14 protein-coding genes are annotated in these 15,119 nt (G+C 67.5%); 7 read left to right on the top strand and 7 right to left on the bottom strand.

Annotated elements, in window-relative coordinates; genetic code table 11:
- Positions 1 to 22 precede the first annotated feature (22 nt).
- The 3 genes from YU1_RS0114320 to YU1_RS29495 are packed head-to-tail and all read right to left on the bottom strand — an operon-like array spanning position 23 to position 3,521.
- Positions 23 to 1,210, bottom strand: coding sequence for an ABC transporter substrate-binding protein (locus YU1_RS0114320; RefSeq protein ID WP_029004661.1), 1,188 nt, complete (start codon positions 1,208 to 1,210; stop codon positions 23 to 25).
- A gap of 50 nt (positions 1,211 to 1,260) precedes the next feature.
- Positions 1,261 to 2,676 carry a glucuronate isomerase gene (gene uxaC, locus YU1_RS0114325; protein WP_035715403.1) on the bottom strand — a complete coding sequence of 472 codons (1,416 nt, stop codon included), beginning with the start codon at positions 2,674 to 2,676 and terminating at the stop codon, positions 1,261 to 1,263.
- A 5-nt stretch (positions 2,677 to 2,681) separates the two neighbouring features.
- On the bottom strand, positions 2,682 to 3,521 hold the full coding sequence (locus YU1_RS29495; RefSeq protein WP_245263335.1) for a GntR family transcriptional regulator: 840 nt from the start codon (positions 3,519 to 3,521) through the stop codon (positions 2,682 to 2,684).
- An 88-nt stretch (positions 3,522 to 3,609) separates the two neighbouring features.
- Here YU1_RS29495 and YU1_RS0114335 point away from each other — a divergent pair, with 88 nt between their 5' ends.
- On the top strand, positions 3,610 to 5,172 hold the full coding sequence (locus YU1_RS0114335) for a UxaA family hydrolase (RefSeq protein ID WP_245263336.1): 1,563 nt from the start codon (positions 3,610 to 3,612) through the stop codon (positions 5,170 to 5,172).
- 59 nt (positions 5,173 to 5,231) lie between these two features.
- On the opposite strand, the gene YU1_RS0114340 is transcribed toward YU1_RS0114335, so the two are convergent.
- A complete protein-coding gene (locus YU1_RS0114340; RefSeq protein ID WP_029004664.1) occupies positions 5,232 to 5,915 on the bottom strand; it encodes a GntR family transcriptional regulator in 684 nt (227 codons plus the stop codon).
- A gap of 134 nt (positions 5,916 to 6,049) precedes the next feature.
- On the opposite strand from YU1_RS0114340, the gene YU1_RS0114345 reads away from it, so the two are divergent.
- The 6 genes from YU1_RS0114345 to YU1_RS0114370 all read left to right on the top strand — a co-directional run bounded on the left by YU1_RS0114345 (position 6,050) and on the right by YU1_RS0114370 (position 11,104).
- Positions 6,050 to 7,030 carry a TRAP transporter substrate-binding protein gene (locus YU1_RS0114345; RefSeq protein ID WP_051356869.1) on the top strand — a complete coding sequence of 327 codons (981 nt, stop codon included), beginning with the start codon at positions 6,050 to 6,052 and terminating at the stop codon, positions 7,028 to 7,030.
- 125 nt (positions 7,031 to 7,155) lie between these two features.
- Positions 7,156 to 7,689 carry a TRAP transporter small permease gene (locus tag YU1_RS29500; protein ID WP_245263337.1) on the top strand — a complete coding sequence of 178 codons (534 nt, stop codon included), beginning with the start codon at positions 7,156 to 7,158 and terminating at the stop codon, positions 7,687 to 7,689.
- Between the two features lie 17 nt (positions 7,690 to 7,706).
- Positions 7,707 to 8,987 (top strand): TRAP transporter large permease, encoded by a 1,281-nt coding sequence (locus YU1_RS0114355; RefSeq protein WP_029004666.1) that lies wholly within the window; start codon positions 7,707 to 7,709, stop codon positions 8,985 to 8,987.
- Positions 8,988 to 9,090: 103 nt separating this feature from the next.
- Positions 9,091 to 9,930: a 5-dehydro-4-deoxy-D-glucuronate isomerase gene (gene kduI / locus YU1_RS0114360; RefSeq protein WP_029004667.1), complete on the top strand. Its 840-nt coding sequence runs from the start codon at positions 9,091 to 9,093 to the stop codon at positions 9,928 to 9,930.
- A gap of 5 nt (positions 9,931 to 9,935) precedes the next feature.
- The gene (kduD, locus tag YU1_RS0114365; protein WP_035715431.1) at positions 9,936 to 10,691 is read left to right on the top strand and encodes a 2-dehydro-3-deoxy-D-gluconate 5-dehydrogenase KduD; all 756 of its coding nucleotides are present in this window, start codon (positions 9,936 to 9,938) and stop codon (positions 10,689 to 10,691) included.
- Between the two features lie 65 nt (positions 10,692 to 10,756).
- Positions 10,757 to 11,104 (top strand): cupin domain-containing protein, encoded by a 348-nt coding sequence (locus YU1_RS0114370; RefSeq protein ID WP_029004669.1) that lies wholly within the window; start codon positions 10,757 to 10,759, stop codon positions 11,102 to 11,104.
- Positions 11,105 to 11,164: 60 nt separating this feature from the next.
- Here YU1_RS0114370 and YU1_RS0114375 read toward each other — a convergent pair whose 3' ends face one another.
- The 3 genes from YU1_RS0114375 to YU1_RS0114385 form a co-directional block, all read right to left on the bottom strand.
- On the bottom strand, positions 11,165 to 12,328 hold the full coding sequence (locus YU1_RS0114375) for a hypothetical protein (protein ID WP_029004670.1): 1,164 nt from the start codon (positions 12,326 to 12,328) through the stop codon (positions 11,165 to 11,167).
- A gap of 85 nt (positions 12,329 to 12,413) precedes the next feature.
- The gene (locus YU1_RS0114380) at positions 12,414 to 13,637 is read right to left on the bottom strand and encodes a polysaccharide pyruvyl transferase family protein (protein ID WP_198018931.1); all 1,224 of its coding nucleotides are present in this window, start codon (positions 13,635 to 13,637) and stop codon (positions 12,414 to 12,416) included.
- A 201-nt stretch (positions 13,638 to 13,838) separates the two neighbouring features.
- Positions 13,839 to 15,089 carry a glycosyltransferase family 4 protein gene (locus YU1_RS0114385; protein WP_029004672.1) on the bottom strand — a complete coding sequence of 417 codons (1,251 nt, stop codon included), beginning with the start codon at positions 15,087 to 15,089 and terminating at the stop codon, positions 13,839 to 13,841.
- Positions 15,090 to 15,119 lie beyond the last annotated feature (30 nt).

Consider the following 15,119-nt stretch of genomic DNA (forward strand, 5'->3'; position numbering starts at 1 on the left):
AACATTCAGCGGGCGGAGGCGGTCACTTCTTTTTGGCGCCGCCGATTTCTTCGTCCCAGCGGCGGAAGGCCTGCACCATCTTGTCCGGCATCAGCGGCAGCTCGATGGGATTGTCGGCGATCAGCGCGGCATATTCGGGCCGGCCATATTCCTTGATGGCGGCCTGGCTTTCCGCCGGGGCGAGGTCCAGCGGCACGTTCTTTACCGCCGGGCCGGGATAGAAATAGCCCTCGTCATAAGTATAGGCCTGCTGCGGCGGTGTCAGGATGAAGGAGACGAGGTCGAGCACCACCGCCAGCTTCTCGTCCGACAGGCCCTTGGGAATGCAGACATAATGGGCGTCCGCCACCCAGTGGAAGCCCTTCAGGGCGCCGACCTTGGCCTCCTTCGGCACGATGCCGAGCACGCGCGGATTGATGTCCCAGCCGGTGGTCGAGACGATGATGTCGCGCGAGCCCTCGCCCAGTTCCTTCATGGTGGGCGTGGTGCCGGATGGATAGTATTCGATGTTCTCGCCCAACGCCTTCAGATAGGCCCAGGTCTTGTCCCAGCCCTTGATCGGGTCCTTGGGGTCGGCATCCTTGAGCAGATAGGGCAGGCCCATCAGCCAGGTGCGGCCGGGGCCGGAATTGGCCGGGCGGGCATAGAGGAAGCGGTTCTTGTTCTCCTTGGTCCAGGCCAGAAGCTCCTCCGCCGTGGTGGGCGGGGTCTTGACCGTGGGCATGTATTCGATCAGCGGGCCGGAGGGATAATAGCTCACCACCACACCCTGGCCGCTGGCCAGGGTCTGCATGCGGGCGGCGGGCTCCTGGTAGATGTCGTCCAGCTTCGGCAGGGCCGCGGCATGGGCGGGCAGCAGCTCGACCCAGAGCTTCTGGTCGATGCCGGCGGCGAGCGCGTCCGTGCCGGTGAGGACGATGTCGATGTCCACCCGGCCGGCATCCTGCTGCGCCTTGATCTTGCCGGGCAGCTCGGGGGCGGGGGCCTTGGTGAAGGAGATCTTGGAAACGAGGTTGGGCTTGGCCTTGCGGTAGTTCTCGATCGGCTTCTGGGTGAGCGCGAGATTGCCCGCCACATCCACCACGTTCAGGGTGATGGGGGACTTGGGCAAGGCGAGCTGCGCGCGCGCGGAGCCGCCGAGCGCGGCGAGCCCCGCCGCGCCGGCCACGCCGCCGACGAAGGTGCGGCGGGTGAGATGGGACCAGGTCATGTTCGGTTCTCCTTGGCGTTTCCTCTGGCGCATCCGGCGCCGCGTCTTGGTCAGAGCCTGTAGGCCTTCTTGGCGAGCCTGTAGGCGAGGTCGTGGGCGACGTCGTGCGCCTCGTCCTCGTCGAGCCGGTGGGTGGTCACCAGTTCGGCGAGGAAGGCGCAGTCCACCCGCCGGGCCACGTCATGCCGGGCGGGAATGGAGGGGAAGGCGCGGGTGTCGTCGTTGAAGCCGACGGTGTTGTAGAAGCCGGCGGTCTCGGTGGTCAGCTCGCGGAAGCGCTTCATGCCTTCCGGGGCATCGAAGAACCACCAGGCGGGGCCGAGCCGCAGCACCGGATAGTGGCCCGCGAGGGGGGCCAGCTCGCGCGAATAGCTGGTCTCGTCCAGCGTGAAGAGCACGATGGTGAGGTCCTTCTCGTTGCCGAAGCGGTCGAGCAGGGGCTTCAGCGCGTGGACATAGTCGGTGCGGCCGGGGATGTCGGCGCCCATGTCGCGGCCGTGGCGGGCGAGGATTCCGCCGTTGTGGTTGCGCACCGAGCCGGGGTGGATCTGCATCACCAGCCCGTCGTCCACCGACATGGCCGCCATCTCGGTGAGCATCTGGGCGCGGAACAGTTCCGCATCCTGCGCCGACACCTCCTGGCCGCCGGCCACGCGCTCGAACAGGGCTTCCGCCTCGGCGAACGGCAGGTCGGCGGTGCGCGCGCTCGGGTGGCCGTGGTCGGTGGAGGTGGCGCCGAAGCTCTTGAAGAAGGCCCGGCGCTTGCGGTGGGCGGCCAGATAGCCGGTCCAGGTGAAGGTGTCCTCGCCGGTCAATTCACCGAAGCGGCTGAGGTTGTCGCGGAAGCCCTCGAAGTCCGGGTCCACCACCGGGTCGGGCCGGTAGGCGGTGACGACGCGGCCGGTCCAGCCGGACTCCCGGATCATCCTGTGCCACTTCAGCTCGTCGAGCGGGCTCTCGGTGGTGGCGATCACCTCGATCTTGAAGCGCTCGAACAGGGCGCGGGGACGGAAGGCGTCGGTGGCGAGCCTGTCCGCGATCACATCATAGAGCCGGTCGGCGTTCTGGGCGCTCAGGCGCTCGTCGAAGTCGAACAGGGTGGCGAAGGCATGGTCCAGCCACATGCGGGTCGGGGTGCCGCGGAACAGGTGCTGGTTCTGCGCGAACAGGCGCCAGATGGCGCGGCCGTCCTGTTCGGTCGGCCCGCCGTCGCGGCGCGGAACGCCCAGCTTCTCCAGCGGGATGCCCTGGCTGTAGAGCATGCGGAAGATGTAGTGGTCCGGCACCACGAACAGCCGCGCCGGGTCCGGGAACGGCTGGTTCTCCGCATACCAGCGCGGATCGGTATGGCCGTGCGGCGAGACGATCGGCAGGTCCGCCACGGTGTCATAGAGCCGCCGGGCGACCGCGCGCACGGCGGGGTCGGCAGGAAACAGGCGGTCGGGATGGAGGAGGGCGCTCGCCATGAGGATTATCGGGTCCTTTTCCGAGGCGTTTTCTGTGTTTCGGCCGGCTCGGGCGCGGCGGCGGCCGGTGGGCCGGTGATGTCGGCGGGCGCGCCTTCGGCCGGCAGGGCGGCATCGGCGCCCTCGAAATAGTTCGGGTGGCGCTGCACCAGCACGGTGACGATGGGCAGCACCTGGTCGAGATGGGCCTGCATGGCCGCCTCCGCCGCGTCCGGCTTGCCGGAGGCGATGGCCGCGAAGATGGCCTGGTGGTCCGACATCACGCCGAGGCGGCGGTCCGGGGAGGGCAGGGTGAGGATGCGGCAGCGGTCCACATGGGCCTTCTCCTGCCGCACGACGCGCCAGAGATTGGGGTGGCCGGCGATCTCGGCGATGGCTTGGTGGAAGGCCTCGTCCGCCGCATAGAAGGCGGCCAGATGCCCCGCCTCATGGGTGGTGCGCTGTTCCACCAGCAGGTTGCGCAGGCGGGTGACGGCGGCCTCGTCCACCGCCGCCGCCGCGCCACGGGCCGCGGCCCGCTCCAGCGCGTCGCGGATCACCATGGCATCGCGCATGGCGGGCACGGAGATGCGCGAGACGAAGGTGCCGTATTGCGGAAAGATGTCCACCAGCCGCTCGTCGGCCAGCTTCAGCAGCGCCTCGCGCACCGGGGTGCGGCTGACGCCGCAGGCGAGCGCGATCTGCTTTTCCTGGAGCGCCGCGCCGGGCGGGATTTCCATGCCGATGATCTGTTCGCGCAAGGCGGCGTGGATGCGCGCCGAGGCCGGAATCGCGCGCACGCGCTTGGAGAAGCCGAAGGTCTCGGCTGCTCCGGTCCATCGCGCGAAAGCCCGCTCCGCTGGCACGTTTCCTTACTCCCTATTGTCATGTTTTTTTTCGCTAATATATTAGCATATCAAGACCGTCAACGATAACGCAGCGGGAGGTTCGCCAATGGATGTGCCGGTGATGGAGGGGACGACGCCGGGCGCCCCGGCGGGCAACGCCCCGCGCGTGCTGCATCTGGCGGCCTCGGACAATGTGGCGGTGGCGCTGGATGCTGTGGCTCCGGGTACGCACGTGGGCGGCGTCATCGCCACGGCGCGCATACCGCGTGGCCACAAGTTTGCCCTCTCGGCCATTCCCGAAGGCGCGCCGGTGCTGAAGCTCGGCCAGATCATCGGCTTTGCCGCGCGCGGCATCGGGCCGGGCGAGCATGTGCATGAGCACAATGTGGTGCTGCATGACTTCTCGCGCGACTATGCCTTCGCCGTGGATGCCAAGGATGACGGCCTGTTGCCGGAGGCCGAGCGCGCCACGTTCCAGGGCTATCGCCGCTCCAACGGGCGCACCGGCACGCGCAACTATCTCGGCATCCTTACCAGCGTGAACTGCTCGGCCTCCGTCGCCCGCTTCGCCGCCCAGGCGGTGGAACGCTCGGGGCTGCTGGAGGAATTTCCCGGCATCGACGGCATCGTGCCGATCATCCACGGCACCGGTTGCGGCATGGCGTCCAAGGGCGAGGGGTTCGACATCCTGAGCCGCACCCTGTGGGGCTATGCCACCCATCCCAATTTCGCCGCCGTGGTGATGGTGGGGCTGGGCTGCGAGATGTTCCAGATCGCCCGCTTCAAGTCCGACTATGGCGTGGACGAGACCGACAGCTTCCGCACCCTGACCATCCAGGACGAGGGCGGCACCCGCAAGACGGTGGAGCATATCACCGGCGCCCTCCGCGAGATGCTGCCTGCCGCCGCCGCCCTGCAACGGCAGACCCGCCCGGCCTCCGAACTGGTGCTGGCGCTGCAATGCGGCGGTTCGGACGGCTACAGCGCGCTGACCGCCAATCCGGCGCTCGGCGTCGCCTCCGACCTGCTGGTGCGCAACGGCGGCACCTCCATCCTGTCCGAGACGCCGGAGATCTACGGCGCCGAGCATCTCCTGACCCGCCGTGCGGCGAACCGCGCGGTCGGCGAGAAGCTGGTGGCGCGGATCAAGTGGTGGGAGGAATACACCGCGCGCAATGCGGGGGAGATGAACAACAATCCCTCGCCCGGCAACAAGGCCGGCGGCCTCACCACCATCCTGGAGAAGTCGCTGGGCGCGGCGGCCAAGGGCGGGTCCTCGACCCTGCGCGCGGTCTATGAATATGCCGAGCCGGTCACCGCCCAGGGCTTCGTCTACATGGACACGCCCGGCTACGATCCCGTGGCGGCGACCGGGCAGGTGGCGGGCGGGGCCAACGTGATCTGCTTCACCACCGGGCGCGGCTCCGCCTTCGGCTGCAAGCCCACGCCCTCCCTCAAGCTCGCCACCAATTCCGACATCTACCGCCGGATGGAGGAGGACATGGACATCAATTGCGGCGATGTCCTCGACGGCGTGTCGCTGGAGGAGAAGGGCCGGGAGATCTTCGACACGGTCCTGCGCACCGCATCGGGCGCGCGCACCAAGTCCGAGGATCTGGGCTATGGCGACGCCGAGTTCGTGCCCTGGCAGATCGGCGCCGTGATGTGAGGCCTGTTTCCGGTGAGGCGCGTCTCGCGAGGCGGGCCTTTAGGTGAGTCCCGGGCCGGTCACTCGAACAGGTCCGGGTGCTCGGCCTCCACCTTCGGCAGGGCCCGCAGGATCTCCCGCAGGTGGCGATGCATGGCCTCCGCCGCCGCGTCGGGATCCCTGGCGTCCACCGCCGCCATGATCGCCCGGTGCTGGGCAACGAGGTCGAGCATGGTCTCGCTGCTGGTCAGCGTCAGGTGGCAGGCGCGGTCCATGTGGGCCTTGATGTCGCTCACCGCCTCCCAGGCAAGCGGGCAGCCCGCCCCCTCCGCCAGGGCGATGTGGAACAGCTCGTCATAGCGCTGGAAGGTGCCGTGCGCGTTGCGCTGGGCGGCCTTCTGCTGGAGGTCGATCAGGTCGTCGATCTTCACCCGCGCCGCCGGGTCGAACGCTTCCGCCGCGCGCCGGGCCACCGCGGTCTCGATGGCCTCGCGCACGAAGCGCGCCTCCATCATCTTGCGGGTGGAGATCTTCACCACCACCGTGCCGCGCTGGGGCAGGATTTCCACCAGGCGCGTCCGCGCAAGGCCGATCAGGGCCTCGCGGACCGGCTGGCGCGAGACCCCGTGGGCGGCCGCGATCTCCTGTTCCGACAGGCGCGTGCCGGGCGGCAGGTCCATGGCGATGATGGCGCGCCGCAGCTCCGCCTCGATGCGTTGCGCCGCCGAACCCGTTGGCGGCGATGTGATGGCGTCCACGCCCATTCTCCCAGTTGCCAGTTCCGTAATACTACCATACAAGATGGGGGCTTGCATTCATCGCGTTGGGTCCGGTCGCATGCGCCGTCCCCCAGGCTGAAGCGGCTGGCCCATAAAAACAGTGTTCAGGGAGAACGCCCATGCTGACCCGACGTCACGCGCTTGCGCTGACCGCCGCGCTTGCCGCTGCTCCTCTGTCACGCGCTTCCGCCCAAAGCGTGACGCTGCGCTCCGCCGACATCCATCCCGACGGCTATCCGACCGTCGAGGCGGTGAAATACTTCGGCCAGGTGCTTCAGGAGAAGACCAACGGCCGCATCAAGGTGCAGGTGTTCAATTCCGGCCAGCTCGGGCAGGAGAAGGACACGATCGAGCAGACCCGCTTCGGCGTCATCGATCTGAACCGGGTGAACACCGCGCCGTTCAACAATCTCATCCCCGAGACCGCGGTGCTCGGCCTGCCGTTCCTGTTCCGCTCCGTGCAGCACATGTACGCCGTGGTGGACGGGCCGATCGGCGCCGACATCGGCAAGGCGTTCGAGCCCCATGGCCTGATCGTTCTGGGCTTCTTCGATAGCGGCGCCCGGTCCATGTATAATTCCAAGCGGCCGATCAACACCTTGGCCGACATGAAGGGCATGAAGATCCGGGTGCAGCAGTCGGACCTGTTCATCGCCCTGATCAACGCGCTCGGCGCCAATGCGACGCCCATGCCCTTCGGCGAACTCTATTCCGCGCTCCAGACCGGGCTGGTGGATGGGGCGGAGAACAACTTCCCCTCCTATGAATCGGTGAAGCATTACGAGGTGGCGAAGTATTTCTCGCTGACCGAGCATTCCATGGCGCCGGAGGTGTTCGTCATGGCCAAGCGCTCCTGGGACAAGCTCTCGGCGGACGACAAGAAGCTGTTCCAGGAGGCCGGCAAGGCCGCCACGATCAAGATGCGCGAACTCTGGGCGCAGCGCGATGCGGACGCCAAGGAGAAGGTCACCAAGGGCGGCGCGCTCATCAACACGGTGGACAAGCAGCCCTTCATCGACGCGATGAAGCCGGTCTACGACAAGTTCGTCACCACCGAGAAGATGAAGGACCTGGTGGCGCGCATCAAAGCCACCGCGTGAGGGAGCCTCCGGCGGCGCGCGCCCGGCGGGGTCCGGGCGGCGTGCCGCCGGCCGCAGCCGCCGGCCACGGGCCGGCGCGAAGGGGTGCGCCAATGACCGATCATTCTCTGCGAAGGCCCGCTTTCATGGGAGCCATGCCCATCCTCGTCGCCCTCCACCATCTGGTGCGATGGCTGTCGCGCGCCGCGCTCTACGTCTCCGGCGTGGGCCTCATCGTGATGACCGGAGCGGTGTTCTGGCAGGTCATCGGCCGCTACGTGTTCAACGATTCCCCGAGCTGGACCGAGCCCTTCTCGCTGCTGCTCATGAGCTGGTTCATCCTGCTCGGCGCTGCGGTCGGCGTGCGGGAGGGCGACCATCTCGGCTTCGAGATCGGTCTGCATTATGCCTCCCCTGCGGTGCGGCGCGGCATGGAGCTGACCACCCATGTGCTGGTGACGGCGTTCGGCGCCGCCATGGCCTATTATGGCTGGGACCTCGCCATGGGCACCTGGTCGGCCAAGATGGCGGGCATCGACCTGCCGCAGGGCGTGGATTACCTGCCGCTGGCCGGCGGTGGCGCGCTCATCGCCTTGTTTTCCTTCGAAAAGCTGTTGCAGGACCTGGTGAAGCCCATGCCTGCGCCGGTGCCGCTCGGCGCCGAGCATTCCACCGATTGAGCGCCGGGATTTCCGCCATGGCCATGACCATTCTCTTCGGCGTCTTCTCCGGCCTGCTGCTGCTCGGCACTCCGGTCGCCTTCTGCCTCGGCATCGCTTCGGTCGCGACCGTGCTGTATCTGGACCTGCCGCCCATGGTGGTGTTCCAGCAGATCAATTCCAACATGAACGCCTTCGCCATGCTGGCGATTCCGTTCTTCATCTTCGCCGGCGACCTGATGATGCGTGGCGGCATCGCCGACCGCCTCATCGGCATGGCGGCGGCCATGTTCGGCCATCTGCGCGGCGGCCTCGGGCAGGTGAACGTGGTGGCCTCCTTCCTGTTCGGCGGGGTCTCCGGCTCGGCGGTGGCGGACGCCTCCGCCATCGGCGGCATCATGATCCCCCAGATGGCCAAGCACGGCTACGCCCGCGACTATGCGGTGAACGTGACCGTCAACGCGGCCATCATCGCGCTGCTGGTGCCGCCGTCGCACAACATGATCATCTATTCGCTGGCGGCGGGCGGCACGATTTCCATCGCCGACCTGTTCACCGCGGGCATCCTGCCGGGCGTCCTGCTCGCCGTGGCGCTGATGATCACCGCCTATGTGGTGGCGCGGCGGCGCGGCTATCCGTCCGGTATCTTCCCCGGCTGGTACGGGGTGCTGAAGGCGGTCGTGGTGGCGGCGCCGGGCATCATCCTCATCGCCATCATCTTCGGCGGCGTGCGCTCCGGCGTCTTCACCGCCACGGAGAGCTCCTGCATCGCCGTCATCTATTCGCTTCTGGTCACGCTCCTGGTCTATCGCGAGCTGGACTGGCCCTCCTTCGTCCATGCGACGCTCGGGGCGGTGCGCACCACCGCCATGGTGCTGCTGGTGATCGGCACCGCGGGCGCCTTCGGCTGGCTGATGGCCTTCCTTCAGGTGCCGGCGGCCACCATCGAGCTGATGCAGTCGATCTCGTCCAACAAGTACGTGATCCTGCTGCTCATCAACATCCTGCTGCTGGTGCTCGGCACGTTCATGGACATGGCGCCCATGATCATCATCTGCACGCCCATCTTCCTGCCCCTCATCAAGGCCTTCGGCATCGATCCCGTGCAGTTCGGCATCATCCTGATCCTGAACGCCGGCATCGGCCTCAACACCCCGCCGGTCGGCTCGGTGCTGTTCGTCGGCTGCGCCGTGGGCAAGATCTCCATCGGCGAGGCGATGAAGACCATCTGGCCATTCTTCGGCGCCAGCGTGGTGGTGTTGCTGCTTGTCAGCTATGTGCCTGCCGTGACCTTGTGGCTGCCGTCACTGTTTCGCTGAGGTCTCCCCCCTTTCCAGGGCCGGCCGGCATTGTCGCCGGCCGCCTGCCCGGCGCGCCACCGGCCAGGAGCGCGCCTTCCGACTGTCCATCGAGGTTTCCATCATGATGATCGACGTGCGCCAAGTGAGCCATCCGGAGGCCGTCCGCCGCTACGATACCGAGGAACTGCGTCGTCATTTCCTCGTGGAGCGCCTGTTCGAGCCCGGCAAGGTGCTGCTCACCTACAGCCACATCGAGCGCTTCGTCATCGGCGGCGCCACGCCGCAGAGCGCGCCGCTGAAGCTGGAAAGCGACAAGGCCACCATCGGCTCGCCGAACTTTCTCGATCGCCGCGAACTCGGCGTCTTCAACATCGGCGGTCCCGGCCGGGTGGAGGCGGACGGCGTGACCCATGCGCTGGGCCATCGCGACGCGCTCTATGTGGCGCAGGGTACCAAGGACGTGCATTTCCTGTCCGACGACCCGGACCATCCGGCGAAGTTCTACCTGCTGTCTACGCCGGCGCACGCGCGCCATGAGACCAAGGTGGTGAGGATTTCCGAGGCCAAGGCCATGCCGCTGGGCGACCAGGCCACCGCCAACAAGCGCACCATCTACCAGATGATCCACCCGGACGTGGTGAAGTCCTGCCAGCTCGTCATGGGCATGACCCAGCTGGACGAAGGCAACATCTGGAACACCATGCCCTGCCACGTGCATGACCGCCGCTCGGAGGTCTACCTTTATTTCGACCTGGCGGCGGACGCTCGGGTGGTCCACCTGATGGGTGAGCCGGACCAGACCCGCCACCTCGTCGTGGCCGACGGTCAGGCGATCCTGTCGCCGCCCTGGTCCATCCATTCCGGCGTCGGCACGCGGGCCTATACCTTCATCTGGGGCATGGGCGGCGACAATATCGACTATACAGACATGGACATGGTGGCCATGGACAAGCTGCGGTGACCGCGATGACGTCTCCTTTCGACCTTGCCGGCAAGCGTGCCGTCGTCACCGGCGCCAACACCGGCCTCGGCCAGGCCGTTGCGGTGGCCCTCGCCCAGGCGGGGGCGGGCATCGTCGCGGTCGGCCGCTCGGCCATGGACGAGACGGCCGAACTGGTGAGGGCGACCGGCGCCGGCTTCACCGAAGTGCGCGCCGACCTCGCGACGCTGGAGCCCATCGCCCGCATCGTCGAGGAGGCGCACGCAGGCGGGCGCGTGGACATCCTCGTCAACAATGCGGGCATCATCCGCCGCGCCGACGCCATCGACTTCACCGAGGCCGACTGGGACGCGGTGATGGACGTGAACCTGAAGAGCACCTTCTTCCTGACCCAGGGCGTGGCGCGCCACATGCTGGCGGACGGCAAGAGCGGCAAGGTCATCAACATCGCCTCGCTGCTGTCCTTCCAGGGCGGCATCCGCATCCCGTCCTACACCGCCAGCAAGAGCGGGCTGGCCGGGCTCACCCGGCTGCTGGCCTGCGAATGGGCGGCCAAGGGCATCAATGTGAATGCCATCGCGCCCGGCTATTTCGTGACCAACAACACCGAGGCCCTGCGCCACGACGAGGAGCGTTCCGCCGCCATCCTCGCCCGCATCCCGGCCGGACACTGGGGCCAGCCCTCGGAACTCGGCGGCGCCGCGGTCTTTCTCGCCGCCCCAGCGTCGGACTATGTGCATGGCATCGTCCTGCCGGTCGATGGCGGCTGGCTGGCGCGCTAAGACAGGCCATCAGGACATTCCCATTGCCGCCCGGGCAGGGCGGCCCTTGTTACGGAGAGGCATCCATGCCGCAGAAGGGCGATGTGTTCGCGTTCGTCGACCAGGTGGAGATGGAGGTGCTGGACGACATCGTCAGCCGCCAGATCCTGACCTATAATGACGAGATCATGATGGTCCGGGTGCTGTTCAAGAAGCCTGGGCCGGGCGGCGTGCCGCACAGCCATCCCCATGTGCAGGTCACCAGCGTCGAGAGCGGCGTGTTCGACATCACCATCGACGGCAAGACCGCCCGGCTGAAGGCGGGCGACAGCTTCTACGTTCCGTCCGATGTCCATCACGGCGCCATCTGCGTGGAGCCGGGCGTGCTGGTGGATGTGTTCACCCCCATGCGCCAGGAATTCGTCGCCGGCTGAGCAGGTTCGATTCCGCCCCTGGGTCGCATCCCTGCCGCGGATCGCGATCCAGGGGCGGACTCACTGCGTGATCTTCAGCGGCAGCGCCACCAGTTCGCGCACCCGCACCGGGCGCCCGCCCTTGTCCTCCATCAGGAACCGGACGAACAGGAGGTCGGCACTGTCGCCCACGGTGCCGAAATCGCGATCGGGGCTCGCGCCGTCGATCAGCGAGGGGTAGCCGGCGAAGGTGCCGGTGTCGCCGGGCCCTGCCCGCAAGGGCAGCGGGGCGAGCAGGCGCGGCTGTGACCAGGTGATCAGATCCCTGGAGGTGGCGGTGAAGAAGCCTTCCTCCGGCGCGCCGTCCGCGCCACGCCGGCGATGCTGGAACACCGCCACGAACGTGCCGCTCGCTGGGTGGAACACAAGCCCGCGAATGGCCGGCAGCCCGCGCTCGCCGATGCGCGCGCAATCGGTGCGGGCCACCTGCCAGCCGTCCGCCGTCCTGTCGGCCATGGGCGAGAAGCCGTCGCCGGTCCAGGTTTCCCAGTGGTTCACGTCGCCGCCCTTGGCGCGCACCAGGCAGTTGCGCGACTGGCGCGGGTCGGCATCGCGCCGCCAGACGATGGAATAGAGGTCGCCGCCGAACGGCACGAAATTGGTAGCCGAGATGAAGCCCGGCGGGTCCTTCACATCCGGCGTATAGGCGTCCGGCGGCATCACCACATGGCGCGGCGGTGGCGCGCTGTCGGCGAAGGAGCGCCCGCCGTCATGGGACAGCAGCGCCACGATGCCGTTGCGCCAGCACGCGGTGCGCTCGCCTCCGGCGGCGCAGCGCGCGCCGTGGCGATAGGGGATGAAGCTGGCGCTGGCGAAGGCGAAGATGTTGACGCCGTCCGTGGTGTGGAAGGCCTGCAGCCAGGTGCGGTCGTCCAGCATGGCCGGATCGCTGGCGCCCTTGGCGGCGAAGCGCACGGTGCAGTCGCGGGCGAGGTGCCGCAGGTCCGGCCCCACGAAGGCGCGGTTGCGGAAATTGGGGGCGAACAGGACCATCTGGCCCTGCGCGTTGCGGAACGCCCGGGCCGGTGCATCGGGCAGGTCGGACGCGTCGCACGCCTGGGTGCGCTGGTCGAAGATGACGCTTTCCGGTCCCGCCACCGTCAGTTCCAGAGCGCCGGCGGATACCGGCGCGAGGAAAGCGGCGAACAGGCCGACAAGGCCCGCGCACCGGGTCGCGCTGGCCATCCGGCGGAACGGACGGCGGAGCGATGCCCGCCATCCGGTGCGCGGCGGTGTGCCGCTTCTGCGGTCCCTCACGCGGCCGCGCGCCTCATTCCGCGGCCACCAGCGTGGGAGTGGGGCGCTCCAGCCGGTGGCTCATGCCGTTCTCGTCGAGGAAGGCCTTCAATTCCTTGAAACGCAGGGCATAGGCCTTCTCGAAGGTGGAGAAATCGGCGCTGTCCCAGGCCTTGCGGAAGGAGAAGCGGTCCATCTGACGGATGTCGATGGAGGGAATGCCCAGCGTCTGCACGAACTCGCGGGTGCGGGTGTCGTAGGTCACATAGAGCGCGGGGATGCTGTTGGCGAGCGCCAGGAGATTGCCGTGCAGGCGGAAGCCGGTGACGGCATCCATCTCCTTCAGCCCGGCCTCAAAATCCTGCACCGCCTCGAACACGGCAAGCGAGGATTTGTACATCTCGATCAGCGGGTCGGTGGGGCCGTAGAACCAGTTCTCCGAGATCAGCGCGTCGATGGCGCCCGACAGCATCTCGGCGGACTGGGCGAGCGCGCCCTTGTTGGCATAGAAGATCTGCTTCTCCTCCAACTCGCCGGCGCAGAAGATGCGGGTGCGGTATTGCTCCGCGAGGGTCCGCAGCATGTAGCGTTGCAGCGTCTGGCTGCCGTGGGTCTTGCGGCGCAGGGTGAAGCCGAGGTCGTTGATGGCCGCGCTGTCCACGCGCTTGATGCTGATGGTGGGCTTGCGGTGCCGGAAGGCCGTGGGGCAGCCGATGATCCGCACCTTGCTGATGCCGATGGATTTCAGCGCCTTCTGCGACAGCGTCCCGCGGATGGCGATGGAGCTGGAGCGGTCGGCCACCAATTGCAGGAAGCGCTTGGTGCTTTCGTTGACATAGTCCTCGGAATTGTCCGGCGTCTGCACGCCGATGCCGAAGGCCATCACCGGCACCTTGGTGCGCTCCAGCAGGGCGGTGATGGCGTCCCACTTGCCGTTGGTGTTGATGTAGTTGGAGCCGCGCAGGAACAGGAAGTCCAGCTGGTTCAGCTTCTCCACATAGGCGTCGGTCGGCACCGTGTTCTCGCCGGCATAGATGGGCTGGACATCGGCATAGTCGAGGATGCGCAGGGAGGATTCGAACACGAAGCAGTCGCCGATATTGGTGAACAGCTTGGTGGCCTTTTCCGGGTCGCCATAGGTGTGGGTGACCACGCGGTCGTGGTCCATCACCTTGCCGGCGGGCATGAGCACGCCGATCCTGGGGCGGCGGCCGGTGGGGGCATTTCCGGTCGGGACATAAGACGAAGCTGCGGGCATGGAAGTTCCTCCTCGCGGATAAAGGCGATGGTGTCGGCAGCGCGCGGGGCCAGAAATGATGATCGCTGTTCAGTGATCTTTCTATGGATGCGCAGTCAATGGCATCATGTCTTCACGTATTGCGTTGCGCAATAATAAAAAATTACTTCGGATTTGAAGATATATTTGCCATGATGCCGGAATAGTCGGCAAAGAGTCGTTTCACGCGGCCCCGGCGCGCGCGGCCGGCGATGCCGTGCGCCGGCCGAGGAGCAGGCCGATGAGTGACTGCTGGCGGGCAAGGCAGCGATCCAGGGCGTAGCGTTCGACAATGGTGCGCCGCGCGCCGGCCCGCAGCGTTGCCAGTTGCGGCCCGCCTTTGAGGGCCTCCAGCATCCGCCCGGTCAAAGCGTCGGTGTCGAAGAACGGGGTCAGCAGGCCATTCGTGCCGTCCTGGATCACCTCCTCCATCGGCGCCGTGGCCGAGCCGATCACCAGGGCGCCGCAGGCCATGGCCTCTAGCACCGACCAGGACAGGACGAAGGGATAGGTGAGGTAGACATGCGCCGCCGACACCTGGAACAGGCGGAGCAGCGCGGCGTGGGGCACTGAGCCGAGGAAGACGATGCGCGCGGGGTCGATCCCGGTCTCCGCCATCATCACCTCCCGCCAGTTGCGCCCTTCCGCCGGCGGGCGGCCGTAGCTGATGCCGTCGCCGCCGGCGACCACGAACAGGGCGTCCGGGTGAAGGCGGGCCACGCGCGCGGCGGCGCGCATGAATTGCGGAAAGCCGCGGTAGGGCTCCAGATCGCGTGCCGCATAAGTGACGACGGGATCGCCCGGCGCCAGGACGCGTCCGTCCGGCAGGCGGAAGCGGGCGCGCGGCTCGGGCCGGAACGTCCGCGCGTCGATGCCGTCGTGGCAGTGGGCGATGCGGGACTGGTAGGCGGCCGGATAGCGGCTCTTCTGCCAGCGGGTGGGGCTGATGCCGCCATCCATGGCATCGAGCGTCAGCAACTGCGCATTGTTGCGCAGGCGCAGGCGCTGGCGGTCGTCCAGCGTCACCTGCTCCGCCGGATCGAAGCCGGCGTCGCCGCCTTCCGCGCAATGGTAATATTCGCAATAGCCGATGAGCGGGGTCTCCGGCAGCACGTCCTTGGCGAAGATCAGCCCGCCCCAGCCCATATGGCCGAAGACGAGGTCCGGCGGCCCATCCACCCGCGCCAGCGCGGCCAGCGTGTCGGCCACCCGATAGCCGATGCGGACGTGCTGTTCGGGGGTGGCCAGATGGGGCGTGGCGTCGGCCCGCCCATGCGGGGCGAGTTCCGCGCGGTGGCGGACCGTGCGCACGCCCGGCAAGGCGCGGTCGGTGGTCTCGCAGACCAGCGTGACCTCCCAGCCTTCGCTGGCGAGGTGGGGCGCCAGGTGCAGGAACTGGCCCGGCCCACGGCGATGAATGAAGACGATGCGCATGCTTTCGTTGAACGCCCTTCGTTGAACGTG

Source organism: Azorhizobium doebereinerae UFLA1-100, from assembly GCF_000473085.1.
In the GTDB taxonomy this organism is placed as follows: Bacteria; Pseudomonadota; Alphaproteobacteria; order Rhizobiales; family Xanthobacteraceae; genus Azorhizobium; species Azorhizobium doebereinerae.

Coding starts and splice junctions, on each gene's coding strand:
- YU1_RS0114340 (WP_029004664.1), bottom strand. CDS start 5,915: ATGGGCGTGGACGCCATCACATCGCCGCCAACGGGTTCGGCGGCGCAA.
- kduD (WP_035715431.1), top strand. CDS start 9,936: ATGACGTCTCCTTTCGACCTTGCCGGCAAGCGTGCCGTCGTCACCGGC.
- YU1_RS0114385 (WP_029004672.1), bottom strand. CDS start 15,089: ATGCGCATCGTCTTCATTCATCGCCGTGGGCCGGGCCAGTTCCTGCAC.
- kduI (WP_029004667.1), top strand. CDS start 9,091: ATGATGATCGACGTGCGCCAAGTGAGCCATCCGGAGGCCGTCCGCCGC.
- YU1_RS0114380 (WP_198018931.1), bottom strand. CDS start 13,637: ATGCCCGCAGCTTCGTCTTATGTCCCGACCGGAAATGCCCCCACCGGC.
- YU1_RS0114320 (WP_029004661.1), bottom strand. CDS start 1,210: ATGACCTGGTCCCATCTCACCCGCCGCACCTTCGTCGGCGGCGTGGCC.
- YU1_RS0114335 (WP_245263336.1), top strand. CDS start 3,610: ATGGATGTGCCGGTGATGGAGGGGACGACGCCGGGCGCCCCGGCGGGC.
- YU1_RS29500 (WP_245263337.1), top strand. CDS start 7,156: ATGGGAGCCATGCCCATCCTCGTCGCCCTCCACCATCTGGTGCGATGG.
- YU1_RS0114375 (WP_029004670.1), bottom strand. CDS start 12,328: ATGGCCAGCGCGACCCGGTGCGCGGGCCTTGTCGGCCTGTTCGCCGCT.
- YU1_RS0114345 (WP_051356869.1), top strand. CDS start 6,050: ATGCTGACCCGACGTCACGCGCTTGCGCTGACCGCCGCGCTTGCCGCT.
- YU1_RS0114355 (WP_029004666.1), top strand. CDS start 7,707: ATGGCCATGACCATTCTCTTCGGCGTCTTCTCCGGCCTGCTGCTGCTC.
- YU1_RS0114370 (WP_029004669.1), top strand. CDS start 10,757: ATGCCGCAGAAGGGCGATGTGTTCGCGTTCGTCGACCAGGTGGAGATG.
- uxaC (WP_035715403.1), bottom strand. CDS start 2,676: ATGGCGAGCGCCCTCCTCCATCCCGACCGCCTGTTTCCTGCCGACCCC.